Origin of the sequence: Propioniciclava sp. MC1683 (assembly GCF_014164675.1) — a bacterium.
Taxonomy (GTDB): Bacteria; Actinomycetota; Actinomycetes; order Propionibacteriales; family Propionibacteriaceae; genus Propioniciclava.
The window spans coordinates 74,243-100,796 of sequence record NZ_JACJFX010000010.1; the positions used below are offsets into that span (position 1 = coordinate 74,243).

Annotated in this window: 33 protein-coding genes and 1 pseudogene; 6 read left to right on the plus strand and 28 right to left on the minus strand. The window is 70.4% G+C overall.

What is annotated here, in order from left to right:
• Positions 1 to 16: 16 nt before the first annotated feature.
• The 18 genes from rplR to rpsJ all read right to left on the minus strand — a co-directional run bounded on the left by rplR (position 17) and on the right by rpsJ (position 8,573).
• Complete coding sequence (gene rplR / locus H5397_RS08695; protein ID WP_182816623.1) at positions 17 to 397, minus strand: 50S ribosomal protein L18; 381 nt, start codon at positions 395 to 397, stop codon at positions 17 to 19.
• A 2-nt stretch (positions 398 to 399) separates the two neighbouring features.
• Positions 400 to 942 (minus strand): 50S ribosomal protein L6, encoded by a 543-nt coding sequence (gene rplF, locus H5397_RS08700; RefSeq protein ID WP_182816624.1) that lies wholly within the window; start codon positions 940 to 942, stop codon positions 400 to 402.
• A 16-nt stretch (positions 943 to 958) separates the two neighbouring features.
• Positions 959 to 1,366, minus strand: coding sequence for a 30S ribosomal protein S8 (gene rpsH, locus H5397_RS08705; protein WP_182816626.1), 408 nt, complete (start codon positions 1,364 to 1,366; stop codon positions 959 to 961).
• An 89-nt stretch (positions 1,367 to 1,455) separates the two neighbouring features.
• Positions 1,456 to 1,641 carry a type Z 30S ribosomal protein S14 gene (locus H5397_RS08710; protein WP_182816628.1) on the minus strand — a complete coding sequence of 62 codons (186 nt, stop codon included), beginning with the start codon at positions 1,639 to 1,641 and terminating at the stop codon, positions 1,456 to 1,458.
• A gap of 7 nt (positions 1,642 to 1,648) precedes the next feature.
• Entirely contained in the window at positions 1,649 to 2,299 is a 651-nt protein-coding gene (gene rplE / locus H5397_RS08715) for a 50S ribosomal protein L5 (protein WP_182816630.1), read from the minus strand.
• Position 2,300: 1 nt separating this feature from the next.
• On the minus strand, positions 2,301 to 2,672 hold the full coding sequence (rplX, locus tag H5397_RS08720) for a 50S ribosomal protein L24 (RefSeq protein ID WP_182816632.1): 372 nt from the start codon (positions 2,670 to 2,672) through the stop codon (positions 2,301 to 2,303).
• A gap of 1 nt (position 2,673) precedes the next feature.
• Positions 2,674 to 3,042: a 50S ribosomal protein L14 gene (gene rplN, locus H5397_RS08725; RefSeq protein WP_182816634.1), complete on the minus strand. Its 369-nt coding sequence runs from the start codon at positions 3,040 to 3,042 to the stop codon at positions 2,674 to 2,676.
• Between the two features lie 222 nt (positions 3,043 to 3,264).
• Positions 3,265 to 3,531: a 30S ribosomal protein S17 gene (gene rpsQ, locus H5397_RS08730; protein ID WP_182816636.1), complete on the minus strand. Its 267-nt coding sequence runs from the start codon at positions 3,529 to 3,531 to the stop codon at positions 3,265 to 3,267.
• A 9-nt stretch (positions 3,532 to 3,540) separates the two neighbouring features.
• Positions 3,541 to 3,771 carry a 50S ribosomal protein L29 gene (gene rpmC, locus H5397_RS08735; RefSeq protein ID WP_182816638.1) on the minus strand — a complete coding sequence of 77 codons (231 nt, stop codon included), beginning with the start codon at positions 3,769 to 3,771 and terminating at the stop codon, positions 3,541 to 3,543.
• Positions 3,771 to 4,190 (minus strand): 50S ribosomal protein L16, encoded by a 420-nt coding sequence (gene rplP / locus H5397_RS08740; RefSeq protein ID WP_182816640.1) that lies wholly within the window; start codon positions 4,188 to 4,190, stop codon positions 3,771 to 3,773. The genes rpmC and rplP overlap by 1 nt, the downstream gene beginning before the upstream one ends.
• A 3-nt stretch (positions 4,191 to 4,193) precedes the next feature.
• Complete coding sequence (gene rpsC / locus H5397_RS08745) at positions 4,194 to 5,003, minus strand: 30S ribosomal protein S3 (RefSeq protein ID WP_182816642.1); 810 nt, start codon at positions 5,001 to 5,003, stop codon at positions 4,194 to 4,196.
• Between the two features lie 2 nt (positions 5,004 to 5,005).
• Positions 5,006 to 5,407, minus strand: coding sequence for a 50S ribosomal protein L22 (rplV, locus tag H5397_RS08750; RefSeq protein ID WP_182816643.1), 402 nt, complete (start codon positions 5,405 to 5,407; stop codon positions 5,006 to 5,008).
• Between the two features lie 26 nt (positions 5,408 to 5,433).
• Positions 5,434 to 5,715, minus strand: a complete 282-nt coding sequence (gene rpsS, locus H5397_RS08755; RefSeq protein WP_131167443.1) for a 30S ribosomal protein S19 — start codon at positions 5,713 to 5,715, stop codon at positions 5,434 to 5,436.
• Positions 5,716 to 5,732: 17 nt separating this feature from the next.
• Positions 5,733 to 6,569 carry a 50S ribosomal protein L2 gene (gene rplB, locus H5397_RS08760; RefSeq protein ID WP_182816646.1) on the minus strand — a complete coding sequence of 279 codons (837 nt, stop codon included), beginning with the start codon at positions 6,567 to 6,569 and terminating at the stop codon, positions 5,733 to 5,735.
• Between the two features lie 18 nt (positions 6,570 to 6,587).
• Positions 6,588 to 6,896, minus strand: a complete 309-nt coding sequence (gene rplW, locus H5397_RS08765) for a 50S ribosomal protein L23 (protein ID WP_208090959.1) — start codon at positions 6,894 to 6,896, stop codon at positions 6,588 to 6,590.
• Positions 6,893 to 7,594 (minus strand): 50S ribosomal protein L4, encoded by a 702-nt coding sequence (rplD, locus tag H5397_RS08770; RefSeq protein ID WP_182816647.1) that lies wholly within the window; start codon positions 7,592 to 7,594, stop codon positions 6,893 to 6,895. Before rplD ends, rplW begins: the two co-directional genes overlap by 4 nt.
• A 2-nt stretch (positions 7,595 to 7,596) precedes the next feature.
• Positions 7,597 to 8,250, minus strand: coding sequence for a 50S ribosomal protein L3 (rplC, locus tag H5397_RS08775; protein ID WP_182816650.1), 654 nt, complete (start codon positions 8,248 to 8,250; stop codon positions 7,597 to 7,599).
• Between the two features lie 11 nt (positions 8,251 to 8,261).
• Positions 8,262 to 8,573, minus strand: coding sequence for a 30S ribosomal protein S10 (gene rpsJ / locus H5397_RS08780; protein WP_129459144.1), 312 nt, complete (start codon positions 8,571 to 8,573; stop codon positions 8,262 to 8,264).
• A 366-nt stretch (positions 8,574 to 8,939) separates the two neighbouring features.
• Here rpsJ and serC point away from each other — a divergent pair, with 366 nt between their 5' ends.
• Together serC and H5397_RS08790 are read left to right on the plus strand one after the other, a co-directional pair.
• A complete protein-coding gene (serC, locus tag H5397_RS08785; protein ID WP_182816652.1) occupies positions 8,940 to 10,016 on the plus strand; it encodes a 3-phosphoserine/phosphohydroxythreonine transaminase in 1,077 nt (358 codons plus the stop codon).
• Positions 10,017 to 10,045: 29 nt separating this feature from the next.
• On the plus strand, positions 10,046 to 11,215 hold the full coding sequence (locus H5397_RS08790) for a phosphoglycerate dehydrogenase (RefSeq protein WP_182816654.1): 1,170 nt from the start codon (positions 10,046 to 10,048) through the stop codon (positions 11,213 to 11,215).
• 18 nt (positions 11,216 to 11,233) lie between these two features.
• On the opposite strand, the gene H5397_RS08795 is transcribed toward H5397_RS08790, so the two are convergent.
• The 6 genes and pseudogenes from H5397_RS08795 to H5397_RS18200 form a co-directional block, all read right to left on the minus strand.
• A complete protein-coding gene (locus tag H5397_RS08795) occupies positions 11,234 to 11,827 on the minus strand; it encodes a hypothetical protein (RefSeq protein ID WP_182816655.1) in 594 nt (197 codons plus the stop codon).
• A 601-nt stretch (positions 11,828 to 12,428) separates the two neighbouring features.
• Positions 12,429 to 13,523 carry an FtsX-like permease family protein gene (locus tag H5397_RS08800; RefSeq protein ID WP_182816657.1) on the minus strand — a complete coding sequence of 365 codons (1,095 nt, stop codon included), beginning with the start codon at positions 13,521 to 13,523 and terminating at the stop codon, positions 12,429 to 12,431.
• The gene (locus H5397_RS08805) at positions 13,520 to 14,158 is read right to left on the minus strand and encodes an ABC transporter ATP-binding protein (protein WP_182816659.1); all 639 of its coding nucleotides are present in this window, start codon (positions 14,156 to 14,158) and stop codon (positions 13,520 to 13,522) included. Before H5397_RS08805 ends, H5397_RS08800 begins: the two co-directional genes overlap by 4 nt.
• A 10-nt stretch (positions 14,159 to 14,168) precedes the next feature.
• Positions 14,169 to 15,329 carry a peptidoglycan-binding domain-containing protein gene (locus tag H5397_RS08810; RefSeq protein WP_255438758.1) on the minus strand — a complete coding sequence of 387 codons (1,161 nt, stop codon included), beginning with the start codon at positions 15,327 to 15,329 and terminating at the stop codon, positions 14,169 to 14,171.
• A gap of 59 nt (positions 15,330 to 15,388) precedes the next feature.
• The gene (locus H5397_RS18195) at positions 15,389 to 16,072 is read right to left on the minus strand and encodes a Gfo/Idh/MocA family oxidoreductase (RefSeq protein ID WP_309224327.1); all 684 of its coding nucleotides are present in this window, start codon (positions 16,070 to 16,072) and stop codon (positions 15,389 to 15,391) included.
• Positions 16,073 to 16,259: 187 nt separating this feature from the next.
• Positions 16,260 to 16,577, minus strand: a pseudogene (locus H5397_RS18200) (Gfo/Idh/MocA family oxidoreductase); the annotation flags it as partial.
• Positions 16,578 to 16,888: 311 nt separating this feature from the next.
• Between H5397_RS18200 and mutA the strand changes: the two are divergent.
• From mutA to meaB, 3 genes are read left to right on the plus strand one after another with little or no spacing between them, the layout of a single operon-like run.
• Entirely contained in the window at positions 16,889 to 18,763 is a 1,875-nt protein-coding gene (gene mutA, locus H5397_RS08820; protein WP_182816663.1) for a methylmalonyl-CoA mutase small subunit, read from the plus strand.
• Positions 18,760 to 20,952 carry a methylmalonyl-CoA mutase gene (gene scpA / locus H5397_RS08825; protein ID WP_182816665.1) on the plus strand — a complete coding sequence of 731 codons (2,193 nt, stop codon included), beginning with the start codon at positions 18,760 to 18,762 and terminating at the stop codon, positions 20,950 to 20,952. The genes mutA and scpA overlap by 4 nt, the downstream gene beginning before the upstream one ends.
• Positions 20,949 to 21,944 carry a methylmalonyl Co-A mutase-associated GTPase MeaB gene (meaB, locus tag H5397_RS08830; protein ID WP_182816667.1) on the plus strand — a complete coding sequence of 332 codons (996 nt, stop codon included), beginning with the start codon at positions 20,949 to 20,951 and terminating at the stop codon, positions 21,942 to 21,944. Before scpA ends, meaB begins: the two co-directional genes overlap by 4 nt.
• Here the strand turns inward: meaB and H5397_RS08835 are convergent, their stop codons facing one another.
• The 3 genes from H5397_RS08835 to gltX are packed head-to-tail and all read right to left on the minus strand — an operon-like array spanning position 21,945 to position 24,957.
• Positions 21,945 to 22,838 carry a sucrase ferredoxin gene (locus tag H5397_RS08835; protein WP_182816669.1) on the minus strand — a complete coding sequence of 298 codons (894 nt, stop codon included), beginning with the start codon at positions 22,836 to 22,838 and terminating at the stop codon, positions 21,945 to 21,947.
• Entirely contained in the window at positions 22,838 to 23,566 is a 729-nt protein-coding gene (locus H5397_RS08840; RefSeq protein ID WP_182816670.1) for an SDR family NAD(P)-dependent oxidoreductase, read from the minus strand. Before H5397_RS08840 ends, H5397_RS08835 begins: the two co-directional genes overlap by 1 nt.
• Entirely contained in the window at positions 23,563 to 24,957 is a 1,395-nt protein-coding gene (gene gltX, locus H5397_RS08845; RefSeq protein WP_375539423.1) for a glutamate--tRNA ligase, read from the minus strand. Before gltX ends, H5397_RS08840 begins: the two co-directional genes overlap by 4 nt.
• A 107-nt stretch (positions 24,958 to 25,064) precedes the next feature.
• Between gltX and H5397_RS08850 the strand changes: the two genes are divergently transcribed.
• Positions 25,065 to 25,973, plus strand: coding sequence for an SDR family NAD(P)-dependent oxidoreductase (locus H5397_RS08850; RefSeq protein WP_182816674.1), 909 nt, complete (start codon positions 25,065 to 25,067; stop codon positions 25,971 to 25,973).
• Here H5397_RS08850 and H5397_RS08855 read toward each other — a convergent pair whose 3' ends face one another.
• Positions 25,974 to 26,471, minus strand: coding sequence for a flavin reductase family protein (locus H5397_RS08855; protein ID WP_182816676.1), 498 nt, complete (start codon positions 26,469 to 26,471; stop codon positions 25,974 to 25,976).
• Positions 26,472 to 26,554 lie beyond the last annotated feature (83 nt).

Sequence of the window (26,554 nt, forward strand, 5' to 3'; positions counted from 1 at the left end):
TTCCTTTCCGCTTCGATCAGAATCCGAGGCCGGCCTCGCGCGCGGCGTCAGCCAGCGCAGCGATCCGTCCGTGGTACTGGTTGCCGGCGCGGTCGAACACGACGGACTCGACGCCCGCCTTCTTCGCCCGCTCGGCGAGGAGCGTGCCGACCTGCTTGGCCTTGGCGCTCTTGTCACCGGACGCCGCACGCACGTCGGCCTCCATCGTGGACGCCGCGGCCAGCGTGTGGCCGGCGGTGTCGTCGATGACCTGGGCCAGGATGTGGCGCGCGGAACGCGTCACAACGAGGCGGGGACGCTCGGTGGTGCCGAAGATCTTCTTGCGACCACGGGCCTGACGACGCAGGCGCGCCTTGGCGCGAGCAGCCATGCCCTTGTTGTTCGAGATCAAGCTCATCGTCACTTACCAGCCTTTCCGACCTTGCGGCGGATGCGCTCGCCGGCGTAGCGGACACCCTTGCCCTTGTAGGGCTCGGGCTTGCGGAGCTTGCGGATGTTGGCCGCAACCTCGCCGACGACCTGCTTGTCGATGCCCTGGACCGAGAAGGCCGTCGGCTTCTCGACCGTGAAGGTGATGCCCTCGGGGGCGTCGATGATCACCGGGTGGCTGAAGCCCAGCTGGAACTCCAGCTGCTGCGGGCCCTTGCTGATCACGCGGTAACCGACGCCGACGATCTCGAGCTTCTTCTCGTAGCCCTCGGTGACACCGATGACCATGTTGTTGACCAGCGTGCGGGTCAGGCCGTGCAGCGAACGCGACTCGCGCTCGTCGTTCGGGCGGGTGACCTCGAGCTGGCCCTCGTCGTTGCGCGCGACCTGGATCGGCTGGGCGACCGTCAGCGACAGGGTGCCCTTGGGGCCCTTGACCTGGAGGTCCTGGCCGTCGAGGGTGACCTCGACGCCGGCCGGGATCGCGATGGGGAGCTTTCCAATACGGGACATGTTCAGCTACCTCCCGTCACCACACGTAGGCGAGCACTTCGCCGCCCACGCTCTTGAGGGATGCTTCCTTGTCGGTCAGCAGGCCCTGGCTGGTCGAGATGATCGCGATGCCGAGGCCACCGAGGACCTTGGGCAGCGCGTTGCTCTTGGCGTAGACACGCAGGCCGGGCTTGCTGATGCGACGCAGGCCGGCGATGGAACGCTCGCGGCTGTCGCCGTACTTGAGGGTGATCTTGAGGGTCTTGCCGACCTCGCCCTCGCCGGGCTCGATGACCTCGTAGGAGGTGATGTAGCCCTGCTGCTTCAGGATCTCGGCGATGCCCGCCTTGATCTTGCTGTGCGGCATGGAGGTCGAATCGTGGTACGCCTGGTTGGCGTTCCGCAGACGCGTCAGCATGTCTGCGATCGGATCCGTCATTGTCATGGCTTGTTGGGCCTCTTTCTCGCCGTGGTTTCCCCGGGGCGGTCGCCCCGGGGACCTACCGCGTCATGAATCGTGGGTGGTGGTGTCGCTCACCAGGAGGACTTGATGACACCGGGCAGCTCGCCCTTGTGCGCCATCTCGCGGAGGCAGATGCGGCACAGGCCGAACTTGCGGTACACCGACTTCGGACGCCCGCACTTGTTGCAGCGGGTGTACGCGCGCACCTCGAACTTCGGCTTGCGGCTCTGCTTGACCTTCAGACCAGTCTTTGCCATCAGTGGGTCACCTTCTGCTCATCTGCTTCTTGATCTGGCTCTTGGAGCCAGTGAAGGCGCGACGACGGGCCACGGCCTTCTTGGGGTCGTTCTCCGGCGCCTTGAACGGGAAGCCGAGCGCCTTGAGCAGCGCGCGACCCTCGTCGTCGGTGGTGGCGGAGGTGACGAACGTGATGTCCATGCCACGCACGCGGTCGATCTTGTCCTGGTCGATCTCGTGGAACATGACCTGCTCGTTGAGGCCGAAGGTGTAGTTGCCCTGGCCGTCGAACTGGCGGGCCGAGAGGCCACGGAAGTCACGGATACGGGGCAGCGCCAGGGTCAGCAGCCGATCGGCGAACTCCCACATGCGGTCACCGCGGAGGGTGACGTGGCAGCCGATCGGCATGCCCTCACGCAGCTTGAACTGCGCGATGGACTTGCGGGCCTTGGTGACCTGCGGCTTCTGGCCGGTGATGGCGGTGAGGTCCTTGACGGCACCGTCGATCACCTTGGAGTCACGCGCGGCCTCGCCGACACCCATGTTCACCACGATCTTCACCAGACCGGGGATCTGCATGACGTTGTCGTAGTTGAACTCGGAGTTCAGGGCGTCGCGAATCTCCTCGCGGTACTTCTTCTTCAGGCGGGGCAGTTCCTTGACAGCGGTCTCGGCCATCTCAGATCTCCTCTCCGGTCTTGCGGGCGATCCGGACCGAACGGGTCGCGGTGTACTCGGTGCCGTCGGGACGGCGCTTGGTCACCTCGACGCGCTTGTAGCCCACGCGGGTCACCTGGGCCTTCTTGCCCGAGCCCGTGACGAGCTGGACGTTGCTGGCGTGGATCGGGGCCTCGGTCTCGATGATGCCGCCGGTGTTCTTGCCGGCCGCGTTCGGGTTGGCCGCGGTGTGCTTCTTGACGAGGTTGACGCCCTCGACGATGACGCGACCCTCCTTGGGGAACACGGCGATGATCTCGCCGATGGCGCCCTTGTCGTCGCCGGCGATCACCTTGACGGTGTCACCCTTCTTGACGTGGAGCGAGTTCGCCATGTCAGATCACCTCCGGGGCCAGCGAGATGATGCGCATGTACTTCTTGTCGCGCAGCTCACGGCCGACGGGGCCGAAGATGCGGGTACCGCGCGGCTCGCCGTCGTTCTTGAGGATGACGGCGGCGTTCTCGTCGAACTTGATGTACGAGCCGTCCGGGCGACGGGTCTCCTTGGCCGTGCGAACGATGACAGCCGTGACGACGTCACCCTTCTTCACGTTGCCACCCGGGATGGCGTCCTTGACCGTGGCGATGATCTTGTCGCCCAGGCCGGCGTAGCGGCGCCTCGTGCCACCGAGAACACGGATGCAGAGGATCTCCTTCGCACCGGTGTTGTCGGCGACCTTGAGTCGCGACTCCTGCTGGATCATTTCTTCTCTTCTCCTGTTGTTTCGCCGGTTCCCCACGGGGCCTTGCGGAACGGTGTCGGATGCCACCTGCGGTGGCGCGCCGGCGGTCTTCGCTGGTCGGGTTTCCAAGCCGGTGTCAGCTCGTCGTCGGCTCCGAACGTGGGTCAGGAGAGGGGGCTCGAGAGCCCCCTCTCCATCAGTCGGTGGGGTCTGCGCGAGGCAAACCTCCCCAAGGGTACGCGATTACTTGGCCTTCTCCACAATTTCGAGCAGGCGCCAGCGCTTGGTTGCCGACAGCGGGCGGGTCTCCATGACGCGGACACGGTCGCCGATGCCGGCGGCGTTCTCCTCGTCGTGGGCCTTCAGCTTCATCGTGCGGGTCATGACCTTGCCGTACAGGGCGTGCTTGACGCGCTGCTCGATCGCGACGGTGATGGTTTTGTCCATCTTGTCGCTGGTGACGATGCCCTCACGCACCTTGCGCGCGTTGCGCTCAACAGTCTCACTCACGGATGTGCCTTACTTCTCGAGGTCCGGGTCGGGGACGATGCCCAGGTTGCGCTCCTGGAGCACGGTGTAGACGCGGGCGATGTCCTTGCGGACCTCGCGCAGGCGGCCGTGCGACTCGAGCTGGCCGGTCGCGCCCTGGAAGCGGAGCGTGAACAGCTCCTCCTTCAGCTCGACGACCTTCTTGTTGAGCTCCTCGCGGCTCAGGCCGCGGAGGTCAGCGGCGACGAGTGCCTTCGCCATCAGATGTCACCTGCTTCCCGCTTGATGAAGCGTGCCTTGAAGGGCAGCTTGTGGATGGCCAGACGCATGGCCTCGCGGGCCACCTCCTCCGGCACGCCGGAGAGCTCGAAGAGCACGCGGCCCGGCTTGATGTTCGCGATCCACCACTCGGGGGAACCCTTACCCGAACCCATGCGGGACTCGGCGGGGTGCTTGGTCATGGGGCGGTCGGGGTAGACGTTGATCCACACCTTGCCACCACGCTTGATGTGGCGGGTCATGGCGATACGGGCCGACTCGATCTGACGGTTGGTCAGGTAGCCGGAGTCCATCGCCTGGATGCCGTAGTCGCCGAAGGCCAGCTTGGTGCCGCCCTTGGCCATCCCGTCACGCTTCGGGTGGTGCTGCTTGCGGTGCTTGACGCGACGCGGAATCAGCATGTGTCACGCTCCTTCGGTGTTCGCAGCCTCGGCCGGGGCCTCGGCTGCGGCTTCGGCGCGGCGGCGTCCGCCACGCTCGGGACGATCGCCACGGGGACCACCGTCGCGGCGCGGGCCACGGCCCGGGCGACGCTGGCCGCCGGCGGCGGCTGCACGGGCGGCCTTCTGGGCGGCGCGCTCGGCGCGCGACCCGGAGACGTCACCCTTGTAGATCCACACCTTCACGCCGATGCGACCGAACGTCGTACGGGCCTCGTAGAAGCCGTAGTCGATGTCGGCGCGCAGCGTGTGCAGCGGGACGCGACCCTCGCGGTAGAACTCCGAGCGGCTCATCTCGGCGCCGCCGAGACGGCCGGAGCACTGGATCCGGATGCCCTGGGCGCCCGACCGCATGGCGGTCTGCTGCGCCTTGCGCATCGCGCGGCGGAAGGCCACACGGGCGCCGAGCTGCTCGGCGATGCCCTGGGCGACCAGCTGGGCGTCGATCTCGGGGTTCTTGACCTCGAGGATGTTCAGCTGGACCTGCTTGCCGGTCAGCTTCTCCAGCTGCGCGCGGACACGCTCGGCCTCAGCACCGCTGCGGCCGATGACGATGCCCGGACGCGCCGCGTGCAGGAAGATCGTGACGCGCTCGGAGCGACGCTCGATCTCGATGCTGCTGATGCCGGCGCGCTCCAGGTTGGTGCGCAGCCACTCACGGATCTTGACGTCCTCCGCGACCAGCTCGGCGTAGTTCTTGTCGGCGTACCAACGGGTCTTGTGGTCGGTGGTGATGCCCAGGCGGAAGCCATGGGGGTTGATCTTCTGTCCCATGCTCAGGCTCCCTTCGTGCCCTTGGGCTCGACGACGACGGTGATGTGCGACGCACGCTTCATGATCCGGCTCGCGGAGCCCTTGGCCCGCGGGCGGATGCGGCGCAGCGTGACGCCCTCATCGACGAACGCCTGGGAGATGAACAGGTCATCGGCCCGCAGGCTCTCGGTGTTCTCGGCGTTGGCGGCCGCGGAGGCGACCACCTTGTAGACCGGGTCGGAGGCGGCCTGCGGTGCGAACTTCAGCACCGCGAGGGCCTCGTTGACGTCCATGCCGCGGACGACGTCCACGACACGACGCACCTTGGTCGGAGACATCCGGACGTGACGCGCGATGGCGTACGAGCCGGGACGGTCCCCGAGCAGCGCAGCACGGCGGCTGGGCCGGCTCTCGTTGTTGCTCATGAATCCTTTTCCTGTTCTCGCGGCAATCAGCGCCGACGCGACTTCTTGTCGTCCTTCACGTGGCCGCGGTAGGTACGCGTCGGGGCGAACTCGCCCAGCTTGTGACCCACCATGGCCTCGGAGACGAACACCGGGACATGCTTGCGACCGTCGTGCACCGCGATGGTGTGCCCGATCATGTCGGGGCTGATCATGGAGCGGCGGGACCAGGTCTTGATGACGTTCTTGGTGCCCTTCTCGTTCTGCACGTCGACCTTCTTGGCCAGGTGCTCGTCGATGAAGGGGCCCTTCTTCAGGCTGCGTGGCATTCTTTCCTACTCCCCGATCAGCGCTTCTTGCCGGACTTGCGGCGACGGATGATGAGCTTGCTGCTCGCCTTGTTCTTGTCACGGGTGCGACCCTCGGGCTTGCCCCAGGGGCTGACCGGGTGACGGCCACCGGACGTGCGACCCTCGCCACCACCGTGCGGGTGGTCGATCGGGTTCATGACGACACCGCGGACGGTCGGGCGGATGCCCTTCCAGCGGTTGCGGCCGGCCTTGCCCCAGTTGATGTTGCTCTGCTCGGCGTTGCCGACCTCGCCGACCGTCGCGCGGCAGCGGACGTCGACCATGCGCATCTCGCCCGAGGGGAGGCGCAGGGTGGCGAAGCGACCCTCACGGGCGACCAGCTGGATGCCGGCACCGGCGGAGCGGCCCATCTTGGCGCCGCCACCGGGACGCAGCTCCACCGCGTGCACCGTGGTGCCGACGGGGATGTTGCGCAGCGGCAGGTTGTTGCCGGGCTTGATGTCCGCGCCCTCGCCGGCCTCCACCATCGCGCCCTGGGCCAGGCCCTCGGGAGCGATGATGTAGCGCTTGGCGCCGTCGACGTAGTGCAGCAGCGCGATGCGGGCGGTGCGGTTCGGGTCGTACTCGATGTGAGCGACCTTGGCCGGGACGCCGTCCTTGTCGTACCGCTTGAAGTCGATGATGCGGTAGGCCTGCTTGTGGCCACCACCGATGTGGCGGGTGGTCACGCGCCCCTGGTTGTTGCGCCCACCGGTCTTCTTGATCGGGACGAGCAGCGACTTCTCAGGGGTGGAACGGGTCAGCTCGGAGAAGTCCGAGACCGACGAGCCGCGACGACCCGGGGTCGTGGGCTTGTACTTGCGAATAGCCATGTGTGTTCAGTCCTCGCCTTAGTTGCCCTGGCCGAAGATGTCGATCCGCTGGCCCTCGGCGACCGTGACGATCGCGCGCTTGGTGTCGGGACGCTTGCCCGTGCCGTAGCGCAGGCGGCGGCTCTTGCCCTGGCGGTTGATGGTGTTGACGGACGTGACCTTGACGCCGAAGACCTTCTCGACGGCGATCTTGATCTCGGTCTTGTTGGCCCGCGGGTCGACGAGGAACGTGTACTTGTTCTCGTCGAGCAGGCCGTAGCTCTTCTCGCTCACGACCGGCGCGATCAGAACGTCGCGGTGGTCCTTGATCTTCAGGGCGTTGCTCACTTCTCGGTCTCCTTGTCGCTACGCTCCAACTGCGTCGCAACCTCGGACTCGGTCGCGACGGCCTTGACCGACTTGCCCTTGGCCGGCCCGGCGACGAAGGCGTCGAGCGCCGCGGTGGAGAACACCACGTCGTCGGCCACGACCGCGTCGTAGGCGTTGAGCTGGTCAGGGGTGATCAGGTGCACGCTGGCCACGTTGCGGAGGCTCAGCCACGCGATCTCCTCGTCGCGGGTCAGCACCACGAGGACGCGCTTGCCGGCGATCGACTCCAGCGCCTGGAGGGCGGCCTTGGTGGAGGGCTTGTCACCCTTCACGAAGGTGTCGATCACGTGCAGGCGACCGTCGCGGGCGCGGTCGGACAGGACGCCACGGAGGGCGGCCGCGACCATCTTCTTGGGGGTGCGCTGCGCGTAGCTGCGGGGCTGCGGGCCGTGCACGACACCACCGCCGGTCCACTGCGGGGCGCGGCGCGAACCCTGGCGGGCGCGACCGGTGCCCTTCTGGCGCCACGGCTTGGCGCCACCGCCCCGGACGTCGCCGCGGGTCTTGGTGGCGTGGGTGCCCTGGCGGGCGGCGGCCAGCTGGGCCACCACGACCTGGTGGATCAGGGGGATGTTGGTCTGCACGCCGAACAGCTCGGCGGGCAGGTCAGCCTTCTTCTTCGTGCCAAGGATGGCGACGCTCAGGGACTCGGCCATGCTCAGGCTCCCTTCTTGGCGGCGGTGCGCACGACGACCAGGGCGCCCTTGGGGCCGGGCACGGAGCCCTTGACCAGGATCAGGCCGCGCTCGGCGTCCACCGAGTGGATCGTGAGGTTCTGCACGGTCACCTTGTCGACGCCCATGCGGCCGGCCATCTTCATGCCGGCGAACACGCGGGACGGGGTCGAGGACTGGCCGATCGAACCCGGGGCGCGGTGCTTGCGGTGGGTACCGTGCGAGGCGCCGAGGCCACCGAAGCCGTGGCGCTTCATGACACCAGCGGTGCCCTTGCCCTTGGAGACGCCCGTGACGTCGACGACCTGGCCGGCCTCGAACGTCTCGGCGGTGACCTCCTGGCCGAGCGTGTACTCCGACGCGTCGGCGGTGCGGAGCTCCACCAGGTGCTTGCGCGGGGTGACGCCGGCGGCCTCGAAGTGGCCGGTCTCGGGCTTGTTCACGTTCTTGGGCTTGACGGCGCCGAAGGCGAGCTGAACGGCGTTGTAGCCGTCCTTCTCAGGCGTGCGGACCTGCGTGACGACGCAGGGGCCGGCCTGGATGACGGTGACGGGGACGATCTTGTTGTTCTCGTCCCAGAGCTGGGTCATGCCGAGCTTGGAGCCCAGAATGCCCTTCACAGTGCGGTTGTTGTTCACGGCAGCGGACCTCACGGAAGCTTGATCTCGATGTCCACACCGGCCGGAAGGTCGAGACGCATCAGCGAGTCAACCGTCTTCGGCGTGGGGTCGAGGATGTCGATGAGCCGCTTGTGGGTGCGCATCTCGAAGTGCTCGCGGCTGTCCTTGTACTTGTGGGGCGACCGGATGACGCAGTACACGTTCTTCTCGGTCGGGAGGGGCACCGGGCCGGCGACCTGAGCGCCGGTACGGGTGACCGTGTCGACGATCTTCTTCGCCGACGTGTCGATGACCTCGTGGTCATAGGCCCGGAGTCGGATCCGGATCTTCTGTCCCGCCATGGGTTTCCTTCGTTGGTCGTGGCCGAGGGCATCACTCCCCTGCCTCGCGTTGGGCTCCTCGGGTGAGAAACCCCTTGTCACTCCGACCCCCGCGGTCGGGCGTGTCGCGCCTCTCAGGGCCGCACAAATCTCAGATTCCTGGGACTTGGTCGGGCCCGGCGTCAACCACCAGACCTGCTCGGGTTGGCTTTACCGGCGGAGCACCCCTCCGGGACACCCGGAAGGACGCCTTGCCGCCACCGGCGTCAAAGCAACCCTGCAATCCTACGTCGGACGCCGTGGCATCGGCAAATCACGCTCCCGCGGTTGCGCCCGCACCCCGGGACGCGCGCGTGGGCGCCCCCGCGCGGGTGAACAATGCGGGGCATGCGCGTGCACAACTTCTCCGCCGGTCCGGCGATGCTGCCCACCGAGGTCCTCGACCAGGCCCAGGCCGAACTGCTCGACTGGGGCGGCTCCGGCATGTCGGTCATGGAGGTGTCGCACCGCGGGAAGGCGTTCGTCGCCTGCGCCGCGCAGACCGAGGCCTCCCTGCGCGAGGTCATGGGCATCAGCGACGAGTACGCCTGCCTGTTCCTGCAGGGCGGCGCGCTGGGCCAGTTCGCCGCGGCGCCGATGAACCTGTCGGCCGCCGGCGACACCATCGCCTTCCTCAACACCGGCGACTGGTCGAAGAAGGCCATCGCCGAGGCGAAGAAGTACGCCGACGTGGCCGTCGTCGCCGACACCGCGGACAGCAACTTCACCACGATCCCGGCGCCCGGCTCCTACGAGGTGCCCGCCGAGGCCGCTTACCTCCACTACACCCCGAACGAGACCATCCGAGGGCTCGAGTTCGACCACGTGCCGGCGGCCGGCGTCCCCGTGGTGGCCGACATGAGCTCGACCATCCTGTCCCGGCCCGTCGACGTGGACGCCCACGGCGTCATCTACGCGGGGGCCCAGAAGAACATGGGCCCCTCGGGCCTTGTGGTCGTCGTCGTGCGCCGCGACCTGCTCGGACGCCCCCGCACCGAGACCCCGACCGTGTGGGACTGGACCGTCCAGGCGGGTGCCGACTCCATGATCAACACCCCGCCCACCTTCGGGCTCTACCTGCTCGGCCTCACCCTGGACTGGGTGAAGGCCAACGGCGGGCTCGAGGGCATGGCCGCGCGCAACCGCGAGAAGGCGGAGCTGCTCTACGGCTTCATCGACGACTCCCCCTTCTACTCCAACCCGGTCGACCCGGCGTACCGCTCGTGGATGAACGTGCCGTTCCTCATCAGCGCCCCCGACCTCGACAAGCAGTTCGTCGCCGAGGCCGAGGCCGCCGGCCTCACCAACCTGGCCGGCCACCGCTCGGTGGGCGGCATGCGCGCCTCCATCTACAACGCGATGCCGCTGGCCGGCGTCCAAGCCCTCGTCGACTTCATGAAGGAGTTCGAGCGCACGCACGGCTGAGCCGTCGCCGCCGCGTTCGCAGGAGAACCATGACCTTTCGCATCCGCACCCTGAACTCGATCAGCCAGGCCGGCCTGTCCCGCCTGGGCGCCGACGCCTTCGACGTCGGGCCCGACGTCGCCGACCCGCACGCCATCCTCGTGCGCTCGGCGAGCCTGCACGGCGAACCCGTGCCGGCGTCCTTGATGGCCGTGGCCCGCGCCGGGGCCGGCACCAACAACATCCCGGTCGCGGAGATGTCCAAGCGGGGCATCCCGGTGTTCAACACGCCAGGCTCCAACGCCAACGCGGTCAAGGAGCTGGTCGTGGCCGGCATCTTCCTGGCCGCCCGCAACATCGTGGACGCCGCGGCCTTCGCACACCGCCTCGAGGGTGACCACGAGACGATGGACAAGCTGGTCGAGGCCGGCAAGAAGAACTACGTCGGCTTCGAGCTGCCCGGTCGCACGCTCGGCGTGATCGGTCTGGGCGCGATCGGTGTCGAGGTGGCCAACGTGGCGATCTCGCTCGGCATGAAGGTCCTCGGCTACGACCCGGCCATCACGGTCGAGCACGCGTGGCGCCTGTCCAGCAACGTCGAGCGCGTCATCTCCCTGGACCAGCTGCTGCGCCGGTCCGACATCGTGACCCTGCACATCCCGCTGGTCGACGGCACCCGGGGCCTGATCGGCGACACCCAGTTCCGCGCGATGAAGAACTCGGCCGTGCTGATCAACTTCGCGCGCGGCCCCATCGTGGACGAGACCGCCCTGATCGAGGCCCTCGAGAGCGGCCAGCTGCGCGGGTACGTGTGCGACTTCCCGACGCCGCTGCTCAACAAGCGGCCGAAGGTGGTGACGCTCCCCCACCTCGGGGCGTCCACGCGCGAGGCGGAAGAGAACAGCGCGGTCATGGCGGTGGAGGAACTGCGCGAATACCTCACGGAGGGGACGATTCGGAACTCGGTGAACTTTCCGACCGCGCAGCTGGCCCGCTCGGCCGGCGCCCAACGGATCGCGCTGACCAACGCCAATGTGCCGAACATGGTCGCCCAGATCTCCACGATCGTCGGCGAATCCCGCCTCAACATCGCCGACCTGCTGAACTCCTCGCGCGGTGAGCTGGCCTACACGCTGGTCGACGTGAACGGCGAGGTGCCGGACGCCCTGATACGACGCTTGGGCGAGATCGAGGGAGTGCTGTCGGCCCGCCTGGTCTGAACCGCAGGTGCTGCTCCCTCACCGTCCGAAGAGCGCCCCGAGCGGGGGCTCCAGTGCGCACGACTGCTGGACCTTGTCGAGGCTCGCCTTGTCCAGTTCGTTGAACGGAGTCCAGCCTTCGTTCCGGTACGCCGCTGGAAATTGCTCTCGGCTCGGCACAGTGCTCGGGGCGAAGCCAAGTTCAGCCATGCAGGGCATCAACACGTCGGTGTAGTACTCGTGGACAACACGGAGCTGGTCGTCGGTCAGACCTTGGCCGTAGGTCGGATCCACGGTGTATCGAGACGCACAGCTGTACACAGCTTCGTGGTAGGCGGAGACCTGGGACTCCGGCAAGGGCTGGGCCAGACGGTAGCCGTGCCCGTCTGACGCTGATTCGACCGAGAACCCCAACTCCTCCAAGCAGTGCTTGCTCACCTCGCCGACCTCGTCGGGAGTGATCCATCGAACCAGTTCCCACGTCGGCGGGGGATCGTCCAGTCGCAGGTCCGCAGCCCGACGCGCCAGATCGAGCTCCCGGATCTGTCGTTTCTCCTCCTCGGTCAGGCTGGGCAGGTCCTGCACCGGCGTTCGCGGGCGCCACTCCTGCCCGGGCCCGGCCTGCTCGGTCACTGGGGCCTCGTCATCGGCACCGGGCACTGCGCAGCCGAGCATCGTCAGGAGCAGGCAGAGCCCCAGTGCGCCTCGCGCTAGCGTCCGACGCACTGCAGACCTCACACGCCGGGACCACAGCCAGCGAACGTGCCCGCATCGTTCAAGCTTCCGGAAGCCGTGACGCGCCAAGACCCCGACCCGACGGATGAGGGAGATGTATCGGAACTCATGACCGAGTGATAGTAGTACCCGATCTCGACCCCTTGGACGTAGTGACGAATTATTCCCGACGCGTTGGAGGTGACGCGCACTGTATAAGGTGCAGAGCAACTCTTCGACCCACGCTTCTCCACCAACGCATGCGCTGGGCTGGCAGCCGCCACGACGACGACCAGTGCCCCCACCGCGGCCGTCACGATACGGAATCCACTTCTCATGCCCTTCTTCCCCTCCTTTGGGTCGGGTTCCAGCGCCACGCGGTTTCTCCTCCGGTGACCGCAGATCACAGCGTCAAGGGAGTCTTTCCAGACCTGAGACCACCTGTCAAGAGTCGGTTCCGCGAGCGTGACAATCAGGTACTGCTCTCGATGGCGCCCGCGAGCCACCCGTCCGGCCAGCTTCACGGCGTGCGCATGACGTCGACCGGATCAAGGCGGGACGCGTAGGCGGCGGGAGGCAGCGCCGCGATGGCGGCGACCAGCCCCGCCAGCACGCCGATGGCGAGCGTGAAGTCCACCGGGGTGGGGTGCCCGCTGACCTGGTTGATGATCCAACCCCCGGCACAGCCCAGGGCCGCCCCGAGCAGGGCGGTGATCAGGGTCCGCAAGGTGACCAGGGCGATCAGGTCGGCCCGGGTCACGCCCAGGGTGCGGCGGCGTCCCAGGTCACGGCGCCGGATCAACACGTCTGCCAACACCACCGCGGCGACGAAGAACCCGCCAGCACCCAGGATCAACAACAACAGAGTGCGCCCGAACCCGCTCATCTGCGCGTTCAGGTCCCGCGCCGTCTCAGCCAACGCGGCCGGCGAATCGACCTGTACCCCCTGCACGTCCGTCGGCGCGAGGATCGACAGGATCGACCGCACCGTCGACCTGGCCGAGGCGACATCGTCGATCACGACCCGCAACTCCCGACCCTCTGCACCCGGCAGCGCCACGACCAGACCACCAGCGGCCAGGTCCTCGAACGGTGGCCGGGCCCGGTACGCGCCCACGATCGGGTACTGGGTCATCCCATCGACGGTGGTCAGGTAACCGACCGGTTCGGCCAGCCCCCACGTCCGCAACTGGGACGCCGACACCGCCGCCTCACCCGGCCGCGGCGCCCTGCCCCGCACGATCTCCCCCACATGGTCCACCTCACCAAGCACCGGCCACACCGGCAACCGTGTTCCCCCCGGGCCGATGAGCCCGTTGACCGCGTCGAACGGCGCCCCCAACGCGTCGGCGGACTCCACCGAACTCACATGCCGAACCACCGCCAACGTCCGCGCGTTGACGAACCCACCATCGCGGGTGTCGACCACCGACAACCGGCGGGCGCCCTCCTGCTCCATCCGGTCAGCCACGTCGAACGCAGCCGCCGCCGACCGCCCCACGGTCACCAGGGCGGCCAGACACATCGCCATCACCACCACGACCGTCAGGATCGAGGAGACCTTCGCCGCCCAGGCGGTCGCCCACGCCTCACGCAGCAGTGCCCGCAACCTCACAGTTGCACCACCTCGTCGGCCTGCGCGATCACGAACGGATCGTGCGTCGCGATCACAACCGTCGCCCCCTGACCGCGCGCCACATCCACCAGGGCACCCAACACCAGTGCAGCGTTGTCACGATCCAAGTTCCCGGTCGGCTCGTCGGCGAGCACGATGTCGGGTTCCAGCAGCAGCGCCCGGCACACGGCCAGGCGCTGCGCCTGCCCACCCGACACCTGCCCCGGCCGGTGGTCGGCACGATGCCCCAGGCCGAACTGCTCCAGCAGGGCGCGGGCGCGTTGCAGCTTGTCCTCGCGCAGGTGGCCGGCGTACAGGGCCGGCTCCAGCACCGAGTCGATCACGCGCCGCGACGGATCCAGCTCGGAATCCTGGAACACGAACCCCACCCGGCGAGCGCGGACGGCCGCACGCACGGCGTCCGAGGCCTCGGAGACCGGCTCACCATCGAGCAGCACCTGCCCGCCGGTCGGGGTGAGCAGCAAGCCCACCAGGTACAACAGCGTCGACTTGCCGCGCCCCGACGCCCCGGTGAGCGCCGTCACGCGGCCGGGCGCGAAGTCATGGGTGAGCCCGCCGAACAGTTCCTCGGCACCCTTGCGGTAGGCGAACCGAACGTCCCGCACCCCCAGCACGCCCGCCGCCTCACCGCTCAGGCGTCGGTTCGGGCGAGGACGCCGGCGGGGCCGGGTCCACAGCGCCCGCCCCCCGCGCGGCGTTCCCGGCGGCGAGCACCTGGACGCGCTCACCCTCCGCCACGCCGTCCACGACCGCGACACCGTCCTGGGAGCCCAGCACCGTCACGGGGCGTGCGGTCCGGGTGCCGGCGGCGTCCACGACGAGAACGGACGCCGTGCCGTCAGGGTGGGTCGTGATCGCGGCCACCGGCACGGCGGGCCCGCTCGTCGGCGGAACCACCTGCACCCGGGAGCGGACGAAGATCTCCCCGCCGGTCGACACCGACCCACAGTCCACCCCACACACCGGCCCACCATCGGGGGCGCGCAGGTGGAACAGTGTGTCACCCACGTCGTCGTTCTCGGTGCCCGCCACCACGGCCTGCCACTCATGGCTCTGGTAGCTGATCGTCACAGTCGCCGACTCCGGCACCAACCGGGCCTGCTGCTGCGACAGGCGCAACACGAACGTCGGCTCACCGACGTTGCCGTGGACGACCTTCTCCCCGCCGGCCAGCACCACACCGGGGCCGATCACGTCGGCGTCCAGGCTCAACGCGCTCGGCAGGTGCGGCACCGCCACCAGCTCACCCAGCGCCACCCGCCCCGACTGCGCGATGCCCAGCTGCTTCTGCCACGTCTTGACCGCACGCTCGGTCGACGCCCCGTACGTCCCGTCCGCAGCCGGCAGCAGGCCCAGGGCCACCAGCGCCTGCTGGAGTTGGCGCACGTCCTCACCACGGTCACGCAGACCCAACGCCCGGTGGAACGGGGTGGCGCCCTGCACCGCTCGCACCGGGACACCCGCCACGCGGTACAACTCGTCCCCCACGGCCACCTCACCGGTGTCGGACACCGACGTGACCACCCCGGTCAGCGCATTCGCCGCCAACACCCGCCGAGGCTGGGACACCGTCACATTCAGATTGAGCTGACGCCCCAGGGTCTGCTCCGTGACGTCGACCAGCACCTCGGCATCGGGCAGGTCGGTGGCCACGGCGGGCGGTTGCATGGTCACCCGACCCGCCCAGAACCCGGCCAGGACCAGCAGGGCCGCAACGAGGATCCCCACCACGATCCGTCCGGGGCGCACCGTGCGCGACCGCGGGTGCATCGTTCCCTCAGACATCACGGGGACAGTCTGGCACGCCACCCCGCCGGACCCCGGGCGCCCCTCTGCCCAACCGGTCACACTCCTGCCCGAGAGGGCGGACCAGCCTCGGTTGTCCCCACCTCGAAGTGGGCGACCAGGTCCGGGTCCAGGGGCGCCACGTCGACCGGCGCCGACCCGGTGCGCAGGGAGTCCGCCCCGGCGCAGCCGGCCGCGACGGCCTCGCGCGCGGCGACCGGCGAGGTGTCGGTCGCCCCACCCTCGCGGGCGAACAGCAGGAACTCGGCGACCAGCCGCGGGTCCGCGCCCCCGTGAGTGCCCTCCTCGGCGGCGATGACCTCGGTCCGGTCGGGGTGCCGGGCCGAGCTGTGCCGCGACGTCCAGACGTGGATCACGTCGCCCCCGTCGTCGCCCACGTTCTCCAGCCGGCCGGCGTCCCCGATGACCGTGTAGTTGCGCCAGTAGTCGGGCGTGAAGTGGCACTGCTGGTAGCTGGCCAGCACCCCGTTGTCCAGGCGCATCTGCAGCATCGAGATGTCCTCGACGTCGATGACCGGGTTGGGGTCGGTCTGGGCGGTGGGCGGCCAGTTGTCGGCCGAGTACCAGTCCCACAGCGTGCGGTCTGAGTTGTCGCGGCGGCTGGTGATGTCGCCGTACACAGCCAGGTCGCCCAGCCCGGTGACCCGGCGGGTGTACCCGCCGGCCAGCCAGTGGATCACGTCGAGGTCGTGCGCGCCCTTCTGCAGCAGCAGCGACGTCACGCGAGACCGCTCGGCGTGCCGGTCCCGCGCCGACGAAGTGGCGGCACCAGATCGCCTTCACCGTGCCGATCGCGCCGCCGCCGACGAGCGCCTTCATCTGCCGGACCACGGGCATGTGGCGCATGTTGTGCCCCACGTACAGGCGCGTGCGGTGCTCGCGGGCCGCGCGCAGCACGGCGTCGCAGTCGGCGGTGGTGGTCGCGAGCGGCTTCTCGCAGAAGGTGGGGACGCCGGCGGCCAGCGTGGCCAGCGCCACCGGCGCGTGCAGGTCGTCGGGGGTGAGGACCATCACCGAGTCCAGCCCGAGGCCGAGCAGCGCGTCGAGGTCGGGCACCACCGCCAGCGACCCGTCGGTGTCGAGCGCCTCGCGGGCGGCGTCCTGACGTCGCGGCACCGGCTCGCAGACGCCGACCACCCGCGAGCCTCGTCCCGGGGCGTGCGCCAGGCGGGCCAGGCCACCGCGCGCGCCGCACCCCACGACCCCGACCCGCAGGTCCCCACCCATGGCCACTCCTCCTCACCGACCGGGACGCCCCCGGTCCGGGGCCAGCCTGCCACGCGAGCACCCGTGGTCCGGACGATTGGGTCGAGAAGCGTCCTCGCGCGAGGTTCTTCCCTGACAACACACCGCGGCACCGACCATGAGGTCCCTCACCAGTGGCCGGTTTTCGATCGGGGAGGCGGGACGACCCGCTCCGAGCGACCCCGTGGGTGCACCCCGACGAGCGCGGCCCCCCTTGGTGGGAATAGAGTGGGGGGAAGTCCGGCGCTCCGACCGGGGGTGTCGGCGGACAAGACACGTAGAGGTAGGTCCGCATGTCGGCTGACTCCGAACAGCTCACCCTGGCTGGTGGCTTCGCCCCGGCCACCGACGCCGCGTGGGAGGCAGAGGTCCTGAAGGTCCTCAACCGCGGGCGTCCGGAAGGCAAGGAACTGACCATCGAGCAGGGGCTGAAGCGCCTGACCTCGACCACCCTGGACGACATCGACGTCGCTCCCCTGTACACCAGCTCCGATGAGGACGCCCCGCTCGGCTACCCGGGCGCGATGCCGTTCACCCGTGGCTCGGTCGTGCGCACCGGCGAGGCCGTCGCGTGGGGCGTCCGGCAGCTGCACGAGGACCCGGACGTCGCCGTCACGCGGCAGGCGATCCTGGACGACCTCGAGCGCGGCGCCACCTCGGTGTGGCTGCGCATCGACCCCGACGCGATCAGCGCCGACTCCCTCGCCACCGCCCTGGCCGACGTCAAGCTCGACCTCGCGGCCGCCCGCGTGTTCTCGCGCACCGACCAGGACGCCGCGGCCGCGGCCCTGCTCGCGGTGCTGAAGGGATCCGGCGGCGACCTGAACGCCGCCAAGGGCAACCTGGGCATCGACCCGCTGGCCTTCGCCGCCCTCAACGGCACCGAGCCCGACCTCGGCGCCCTGAAGCGCTGGGTCGACGAGGTCGCCGGCCTGGCGGGCGTGACCGCCCTCACCGTCGAGACGCTGCCGTACCACAAGGCCGGCGCTTCCGACGTGCAGGAGCTCGGCTTCGCGATCGCGACCGGCATCGCCTACCTGCGCGCCCTCGACGAGGCCGGGGTCTCCCCCGCCGACGCCGCCGGGCAGCTCGAGTTCCGCGTCGCCGCCACCGCCGACCAGTTCGCCACGATCGCCAAGCTCCGTGCGCTGCGCCGCCTGTGGGCGCGCGTGACCGAGGAGTGCGGCGTCCCCGAGGCGGCGCGCGGTGCGCGCATCCACGCGGTCACCAGCCCGCGCATGATGGCCAAGGTCGACCCGCACGTGAACATGCTGCGCGTCACCATCGCCACCTTCGCGGCCGCGGCCGGTGGGGCCGACGCCATCACGGCGCTCCCCTTCGACCACGCCGCGGGCCTGCCGACCTCCTTCAGCCGCCGCATCGCCCGCAACACGCAGGTGATCGCCGCCGAGGAGAGCCACGTGGGTCGCGTGCAGGACCCGGCCGGTGGCTCCTGGTACGTCGAGTCGCTGACCGACGAGCTCGCCAAGGCCGCCTGGGCGCTCGTCCAGCAGGTCGAGGCGGCCGGCGGCATGGCCGCGGCGCTGGCGTCCGGTGACGTCGCGCAGCGCATCGACGCCGTCAACGCCGACCGTGCGACCAAGCTGGCCAACCGCTCCATCGAGCTGACCGGCGTGAGCATGTTCCCGCTGGCCGGCGAGAAGGCCTACGAGGCCAAGGCCCGCCCCGAGGCCCCCGCGTTCGGCGGCCTGAAGCAGATCCGCGACGCCGAGGTCTTCGAGACCCTCCGCGACCGGGCGTGGGCCCACGAGGCCGCGACCGGGTCGGCCCCCGATGTGCTGCTCGCCTGCCTGGGCGCCCAGCGCGACTTCGGCGGTCGCCAGGGCTTCGCCTCCAACGTGCTCCTGGTCGGCGGCATCAACGCCACCCAGAGCCACGGCGGCAGCCCCGAGGAGATCGCGGCCAAGGCGGCCGAGCAGGCCCAGTTGGTGGCCGTGCTCGCCAGCTCGGCGAAGGTCTACGCCGAGCAGGCCGTGCCCGTCGCGCAGGCGTTGAAGGACGCCGGCGTGCAGAAGGTCTACCTGGCCGGCAACCTGGCCGAGGCCGGCGAGGCCCCCGAGGGCCTCTTCGACGGCACCATCGCCATGGGCATGGACGTCGTGAAGTTCCTTGATTCCGTCTTCGACACCCTGGGAGTGGCCCGATGATCCCCCGTTTCGATTCCGTCGAGCTCGGCGACGGCCGTCCGTCCGCGGACGCCGCGCAGGCCTACGCCGACGCGCTCGCCGCGGCCGGCGCGACCGACGCCTCGTGGGAGACGCCGGAGCAGCTGGCCGTCGCGCCGCTGTACACCGACGACGACCTCGAGGGCCTGGACTTCCTCGACACCCGCCCCGGCCTGCCGCCGTTCCTCCGCGGCCCGTACTCGACGATGTACGTGAACCGGCCGTGGACGATCCGCCAGTACGCGGGCTTCTCGACCGCGGCCGAGTCCAACGCCTTCTACCGCCGCAACCTCGCGGCCGGCCAGAAGGGCCTCTCGATCGCGTTCGACCTCGCCACCCACCGTGGCTACGACTCCGACCACCCGCGCGTGGCCGGTGACGTGGGCATGGCCGGCGTGGCCGTGGACTCGATCCTGGACATGCGCCAGCTGTTCGAGGGCATCCCGCTGGACCAGATGTCGGTGTCGATGACCATGAACGGCGCGGTGCTGCCGATCCTGGCGTTCTACGTGGTGGCGGCCGAGGAGCAGGGCGTGAGCCCCGACCAGCTCGCCGGGACCATCCAGAACGACATCCTCAAGGAGTTCATGGTCCGCAACACCTACATCTACCCGCCGACCCCGTCGATGCGGATCATCTCCGACATCTTCGCGTTCACCAGCGCGAACATGCCGAAGTTCAACTCGATCTCGATCTCCGGCTACCACATGCAGGAGGCCGGGGCGACCGCCGACATCGAGATGGCCTACACGCTGGCCGACGGCGTGGAGTACATCCGCGCCGGTCAGGCCGTCGGCCTGGACGTCGACAAGTTCGCACCGCGCCTGTCGTTCTTCTGGGCGATCGGCATGAACTTCTTCACCGAGATCGCCAAGATGCGTGCCGCGCGCATGCTCTGGGCGCGTCTGGTGAAGGACGCCGGCGCCAAGAGCGCCAAGTCGATGTCCCTGCGCACGCACAGCCAGACCTCCGGGTGGTCGCTGACGGCGCAGGACGTGTTCAACAACGTGACCCGCACGTGCCTGGAGGCCATGGCGTCCACGCAGGGCCACACGCAGTCGCTGCACACGAACGCGCTCGACGAGGCCATCGCCCTGCCGACCGACTTCTCCGCCCGCATCGCCCGCAACACCCAGCTGTTCATCCAGCAGGAGTCGGGCACAGTGCGTCCGATCGACCCGTGGGGCGGCTCGGCGTACGTCGAGCGCCTGACGGCCGATCTGGCCGCCAAGGCGTGGGCGCTGATCCAGGAGGTCGAGGAGGCCGGCGGCATGGCCAAGGCCATCGAGGCCGGCATCCCGAAGATGCGCATCGAGGAGGCCGCGGCCCGCACCCAGGCCCGGATCGACTCGGGCCGCCAGCCGGTGATCGGCGTCAACAAGTACCTGGTCGAGGACGACGAGGGCATCGAGGTCCTCAAGGTCGAGAACGCCCAGGTGCGCGCCGAGCAGATCGCCAAGCTGCAGCAGCTGCGCGACGAGCGCGACGAGGCCGCCACCCAGGCCGCCCTCGACAAGCTCACGTGGGCCGCGGCGAACCCCGACCCGACCGACCCCGAGCGGAACCTGCTCAAGCTGGCCATCGACGCCGCGCGCGCCAAGGCCTCGCTGGGCGAGATCTCCGACGCCCTGGAGAAGGAGTTCGGGCGCTACACGGCGCAGATCCGTACGATCAGTGGCGTGTACAGCAAGGAGTCGGGAACGACGGAGGAGACCGAGGCCACCCGCGCCCTGGTCGAGAAGTTCGAGGAGCTGGAGGGCCGCCGCCCGCGCATCCTCGTCGCGAAGATGGGCCAGGACGGCCACGACCGCGGCCAGAAGGTGATCGCCACGGCGTTTGCCGACCTCGGCTTCGACGTGGATGTGGGCCCGCTGTTCCAGACGCCGGAGGAGGTCGCCCGCCAGGCGATCGAGGCGGACGTGCACATGGTCGGCGTCTCGTCGCTGGCCGCAGGGCACCTCACGCTGGTACCGGCGCTGCGCGAGGAACTGGACAAGCTCGGGCGCGAGGACCTGATGATCGTCGTCGGCGGCGTCATCCCGAGCCAGGACTTCGCCGAGCTGCGCGAGAAGGGCGCTGACGCGATCTTCCCGCCCGGCACGAAGATCCCCGCCTCGGCCCACGAGTTGCTGCAGACGCTGCTGCAGCGGCTGGGGGCCTCCGAGGCATGAGGCAGACACTGGACCCGGCGACCCTTGCTGAACACGTGGTCGCCGGGTCCCGTGCTCATGTCGCCCGGGCGCTGACGCTCGTCGAGTCGTCGCGCCCCGACCACCGCGACCAGGCACGGGAACTGCTCACCCTGCTGCGCCCGCACACGGGCAAGGCGATCCGCGTCGGCATCTCGGGCGTTCCCGGGGCCGGCAAGTCGACGTTCTGCAACGCGATGGGCGTGCGGCTGATCGAGCGGGGCCACAAGGTGGCCGTGCTCGCGGTCGATCCGAGCTCGTCGCGCTCGGGCGGTTCGGTGCTGGGCGACCGCACCCGCATGGCCGACCTGGCGGTGACCGACCAGGCGTTCATCCGGCCCTCCCCTTCGGGCAACCACCTCGGCGGCGTGGCGCGCGCCACCCGCGAGGGCATGCTGATCATGGAGGCGGCCGGCTTCGACACGATCATCGTCGAGACCGTCGGCGTCGGGCAGTCCGAGGTCGCGGTGGCCGGCATGGTCGACACCTTCCTGCTGCTGATGATCGCCCGCACCGGCGACCAGTTGCAGGGCATCAAGCGCGGCATCCTCGAGATGGCCGACGTGATCACGGTCAACAAGGCCGACGGCGACGGGCTGCAGGAGGCTCGCGTGGCCGCGCGCGAGCTGACGATCGCCATGAAGCTCATCCGGTCCGAGTCCGGCGGCCGCCGGACGCCCGTGCTCACCTCCTCGTCCTACACCGGCGACGGCCTCGACGAGGTCTGGGACGCCGTCGTGGCCCACCGCGCCTCCCTCGAGGAGTCGGGCTCGCTGGCCGAGCGTCGCGCCGAGCAGCAGCGCGACTGGATGTGGGCCCTGGTCCGCGACGACCTGCTGACCGCGCTGCGGCGTTCGCCCGCGGTCAAGGCGCTGGTACCGGGCCTCGAGGCGTCCGTGTCGACGGGCGAGCTGAGCGCCGTGGAGGCCTCGGCCGAGATCCTGGCCGCCTTCAAGGCCGACTTCGCCGGCTGATCAGGCCGGGGCGACCCGCCACGTCTCGCTGGGCTTGGCGGGCTTTCCGCACGACTCGGGGAGGGCCTGGCCCTCGGCCCGGACGACCGCGACCTCCCAGACCCGGCCGCCGGCGTGCTGAACGGTCACGGTGGCCCCGTCGTCGCCCACCACCGCCAGCGCGATCGGCTCGGTCTCCCCCGTCCCGGCGCGCACGGCCGAGACCGCCGCCTGCTCGCGCGGGGGCAGGAAGCTGACCCCGCGGTCGTGTGCCTCGGTGAGCGACCCCATCGCGAACCGCCCGGACGCCGCGGCGTCCAGCACCTCGCGGCCCAGCTCGACCGACAGCCGGCCGACGACCTGGCCCAGCGGCAGGACCACGCCGGTCGGCGCGAAGCGGTGCCCGCCGGTGTGGGAGCACTCCCAGACCCGCAGGCCCTCGGCGGCCAGGTCGTTCACGATCGGACGCCCCCGCAGCGCGCAGCAGCGGTCGCGTTTGGCGTTGGTGCAGACCAGCAGCACGGGGGCCGCGGGGCGCAGCCACGGGCAGGCGGCGCGGACGCCGGCGACGTCACCGGCCGCGACCAGGGGCCACGGCACGGCGTCGAACTCGTCCTCGGTGAGGGCCACGCCCTCGAGCAGCCAGCCACCGCCCGCCAGACCGCCGGAGACGAAGACCCGCCGGGACTGGAAGCCGTCGGAGGCCGCGTGCTGGCCCGGCGCCCGGATGAGCAGCATCCGCCCGCCCACGGCGGCGACGGCGGCGCCCCAGCGCTCCCCCAGCTCGGGGCTCAGGCGCGACTCCACCAGCGCGTCGCGGCCCCACGGGCCGGGCTGCTCGAGCGCGACCCATAAGTCGGCGCGGGCGGCGGTGCCCCAGGCGGGCAGCCCCTCCCAGGCGGTGGAGCACTCCATCAGCGGGGCATCCGTCGCCAGATCGCCCGGGGCACGAACGGGGCCACCGCGAACATCACCCGGAGCTGCCATGGGATCCACACTACGACAGGGCCTCCCCCACGCAGGCGCGCGACGACGGCGTCGGCGACCTGGTCGGGCGTGGAGCTGAACACCGCGGGCGCCATGCCGCGGGTCATCCGCCCCACCACGAACCCCGGGCGGGCGATCACGAGGTCGATCCCCGAGCCGTGCAGGGCGTCGGCGAGGCCGGAGGCGAACCCGTCCAGCCCGGCCTTGGCCGAGCCGTAGACGTAGTTGGCCCGTCGCACGCGCACCCCGGCGACCGAGGAGAACGCGACGATGCTCCCCCGGCCCCGCCCGCGCATCACGTCGGCGAGCACGGTCAGCAGCGACGCCTGGGCGACGAAGTCGGTGTGCAGGACGCGCGCCACCTCGGCCTCGTCGCGCTCGGCCCGGGTCTGGTCGCCGAGGATCCCGAACGCCAGCACGGCCGTGTCGATCGGCCCGTGCCGCTCCTCGATGGCGGCGACGACCGCCCGGTGGTTGCCCACGTCGTCGGCGTCGAAGTCGACCACCACCGCGCCCGGCAGGTCGGAGGGTGGGCCCGCGGCGTCCGGGTCGGGCCGGGAGGCCAGCACGACGACGGACGCCTCGGGCGCCAGTCGCCGGGCGATCGCCAGACCGATCTCGGAGCGCCCGCCGAACACGGCGAGGACGCCGGTCACAGCGCCTCGCGCAACGCCTTCAGCCGCGCCAGGGACGACTCGCGGCCCAGGATGGCCATCGACTCGAACAGCGGCGGGGAGACCCGCGAGCCGGTCACGCCGACGCGCACCGGGCCGAAGGCGAACTTCGGCTTGATGCCGAGGTCGTCGACCAGACGGGCGCGGAGGGCGGCCTGGATGGACTCGTCGTCCCACGTCGGCAGGCCCTCGAGCACGGCCAACGAGGCGTCCACGATGGCGGCGGCGTCCTCGGGCAGCGCGTTCACCGAGGCCTCGTCGAGCTCCAGCTCGGCGTCGGGGGTGAACAGGAACTGCACCTTGTCCAGCGCCTCCGAGAGCAGCACGAGCCGCTCCTGGATGAGCGGGGTCGCGGCGCGCAGCCGGGCGACGTCGTCCGCCGACGGCTCGGCCCACACCCCCGTGTGCGCGAGGTGCTCGACGATGCGGTCGGCGAGCTCGTCGGAGGACAGCGCGCGGATGTAGTGCCCGTTGAGCCAGTTCAGCTTGTCGAGGTCGAACACCGGCCCGACCGTGTTCACCTTCGACCACTCGAAGCCCTCGACGAACTCCTCGAAGGTCGAGACCTCCTGCTCGTCGGAGGCCGGCGGGTAGCCCAGCAGCTGCAGGAAGTTGCGCAGCGCCTCGGGCAGGTAGCCCTGCTCGCGGAACCACTCCAGGCGGGCGGCCGGGTTCTTGCGCTTGCTGATCTTGGACTTGTCGGTGTTGCGCAGCAGGGGCATGTGCGCGAACGCCGGCACGTCCCAGCCCAGCCAGCGGTACAGCAGGATGTGCTTGGGGGTCGAGCTGATCCACTCCTCGCCGCGCACCACGTGGGTGATGCCCATCAGGTGGTCGTCGACGACCACGGCGAGGTGGTAGGTCGGGAATCCGTCTGTCTTCAGGATCACCTGGTCGTCGGGCAGCGGCGCCGACACCGGCCCCCGGACGAGGTCCTCGAACACCAGCTCGACGTCCTCAGGGATGTACATGCGCACGACCGGGGTCTCGGTGAAGCCGGGCAGGGCGGCGCGCTCGTCGCGGGTCTTGCCGTGGCACAACCGGTCGTAGCCCGTGTTGGCCTGCTTGGACGCCTGCTGCTCGGCCCGCATCTGAGCCAGCCGCTCGGGGCTGCACCAGCAGTGGTAGGCGTGCCCCGCCGCGAGCAGTTGCTCGACGTAGGGGGCGTAGGTGTCAAGCCGCTCGCTCTGCCGGTAGGGCGCGTACGGGCCGCCGACGTCGGGTCCCTCGCTCCAGTCGAGGCCGAGCCAGCGCAGGGTGTCGAAGATCTGCTGCTCGGAGCTGGCCACGTAGCGGGCGCGGTCGGTGTCCTCGATCCGGAGCACGAACGCCCCGCCGGTCTTGCGGGCCCAGGCGAGGTTGAACAGCGACATGTAGGCCGTCCCGACGTGGGGGTCACCCGTGGGGGACGGCGCCACGCGCAGGCGCGCGGGCGAGAGCGAAACATCAGTCATGGTGCGGCCCAGACTATCGTTCACCCGTGACCGACCGCCTGCCGCCGCTCGCCCTGCCCGACCTGACCGGGCGCACCGCCCTCGTCACCGGCGGGACCTCCGGCCTCGGCCTCGAGACCGCCACCGCGCTGGCCCGGGCGGGCGCGCACGTCACGCTCACCGCGCGCGACGCCCAGCGGGGTGCGGACGCCGCGGGCGTGGTCCGCGCGGCGCTGGGTCCCGGTGCCGGGGCGGGCCGGGTGGAGGTGCTCGACCTCGACACCTCCCGCTTCGCCTCGGTCGACGGAGCCGTCGCCGCCTGGGGCACCCGCGGGCTCGACATGCTCGTCCTCAACGCCGGTCGCAACGGCGGCCGTGTGCGCCACCAGACAGCGGACGGCCACGAGCGCACCATGGCCACCAACGCGCTGGGCCACCTGCGCCTCACCCACGGACTCCTGCCGGCCCTGCGCGCCGCGGGCGGGCGGGTGACCACGGTCGGCTCCCTGTTGGCGCACCGGGCCGACCCTTCGGCGTCCGACGTCTGCCTCGAGCGCGGCTGGACGCCGGCCCGCGCGTACGCGCGCAGCAAGCTGGCCTGCCTCATGATCGCCCGGGAGCTGCCCGGGCGCGCCGGGGCGGCCGCCATGGCGGCGCACCCCGGGTGGACGTTCACGAAGATCCTCGGCACCGGGCGGCTCATGACCGCGACGGTCGACCTGAGCCGCCGGACCCGGGTGGGCCAGTCCCCCGCCGACGGCGCCCAGGCGATCATCGCCGCGGCCGTCGGGCTCTCCGCGCTGGGTGGCGGCAGCGGCTACCTGGGCCCCACCGGCATGCTGGCCGGACCGGTGGGCGCGGCCCGTCCGCCGCGGGCCCTCGCCGACCCGGGGCTGCGCGAGGCCTGGTGGACGGCCCTGTGCGAGCACGCGGGCGTCCCCACCGACTGGCGCTGACTACAGGCCGCGGTAACGCCCCTGCAGGTGGACCAGCGGCGCCTGTTCGGTGAGCTCGACGTGCTCCAGGACGCCGACCACCTCGGTCGACCAGCCGAGCTCGCGCGTCGACTCCAGCCGGACGCCGACCCACGACCGGCCGGCCAGCACCGGCCCCCACGCCGTGTCGTCGAACGCGGCGAGGCGGAACAGCCCGCCCGGCGCCGGCGCCAACCCCGCGAACGCCTCGGCCAGGCCGTGGTCGCCCTCCGCGAGCAGCGTGACGGCGAAGGTCTCCCCCAGCCCCAGGGCGAGGTCGGAGTCGGGGTCGGCCAGCCCCAGCATCCGGGCGGGCTCGCCGAGCGCGACCAGCACCGAGCTGACCGTGAGCCCGACCCTCGCCGGTCCCGTCCCGCTCGCCCACAGCGTCACCGGCGCCACCAGGCGGCCGCGGAGCCGACGCGCGGCGTCCCGCTGCTCGGGAGGGGTCGCGAACGGGTGCGAGGAGTGGATGGTCACCGGGCCACCCTAACCGGGACGCCCCGGCATGCCGAAGGGGGCACCGGATAGATCCGGTGCCCCCTGCGGGTGCGAGTCAGGCA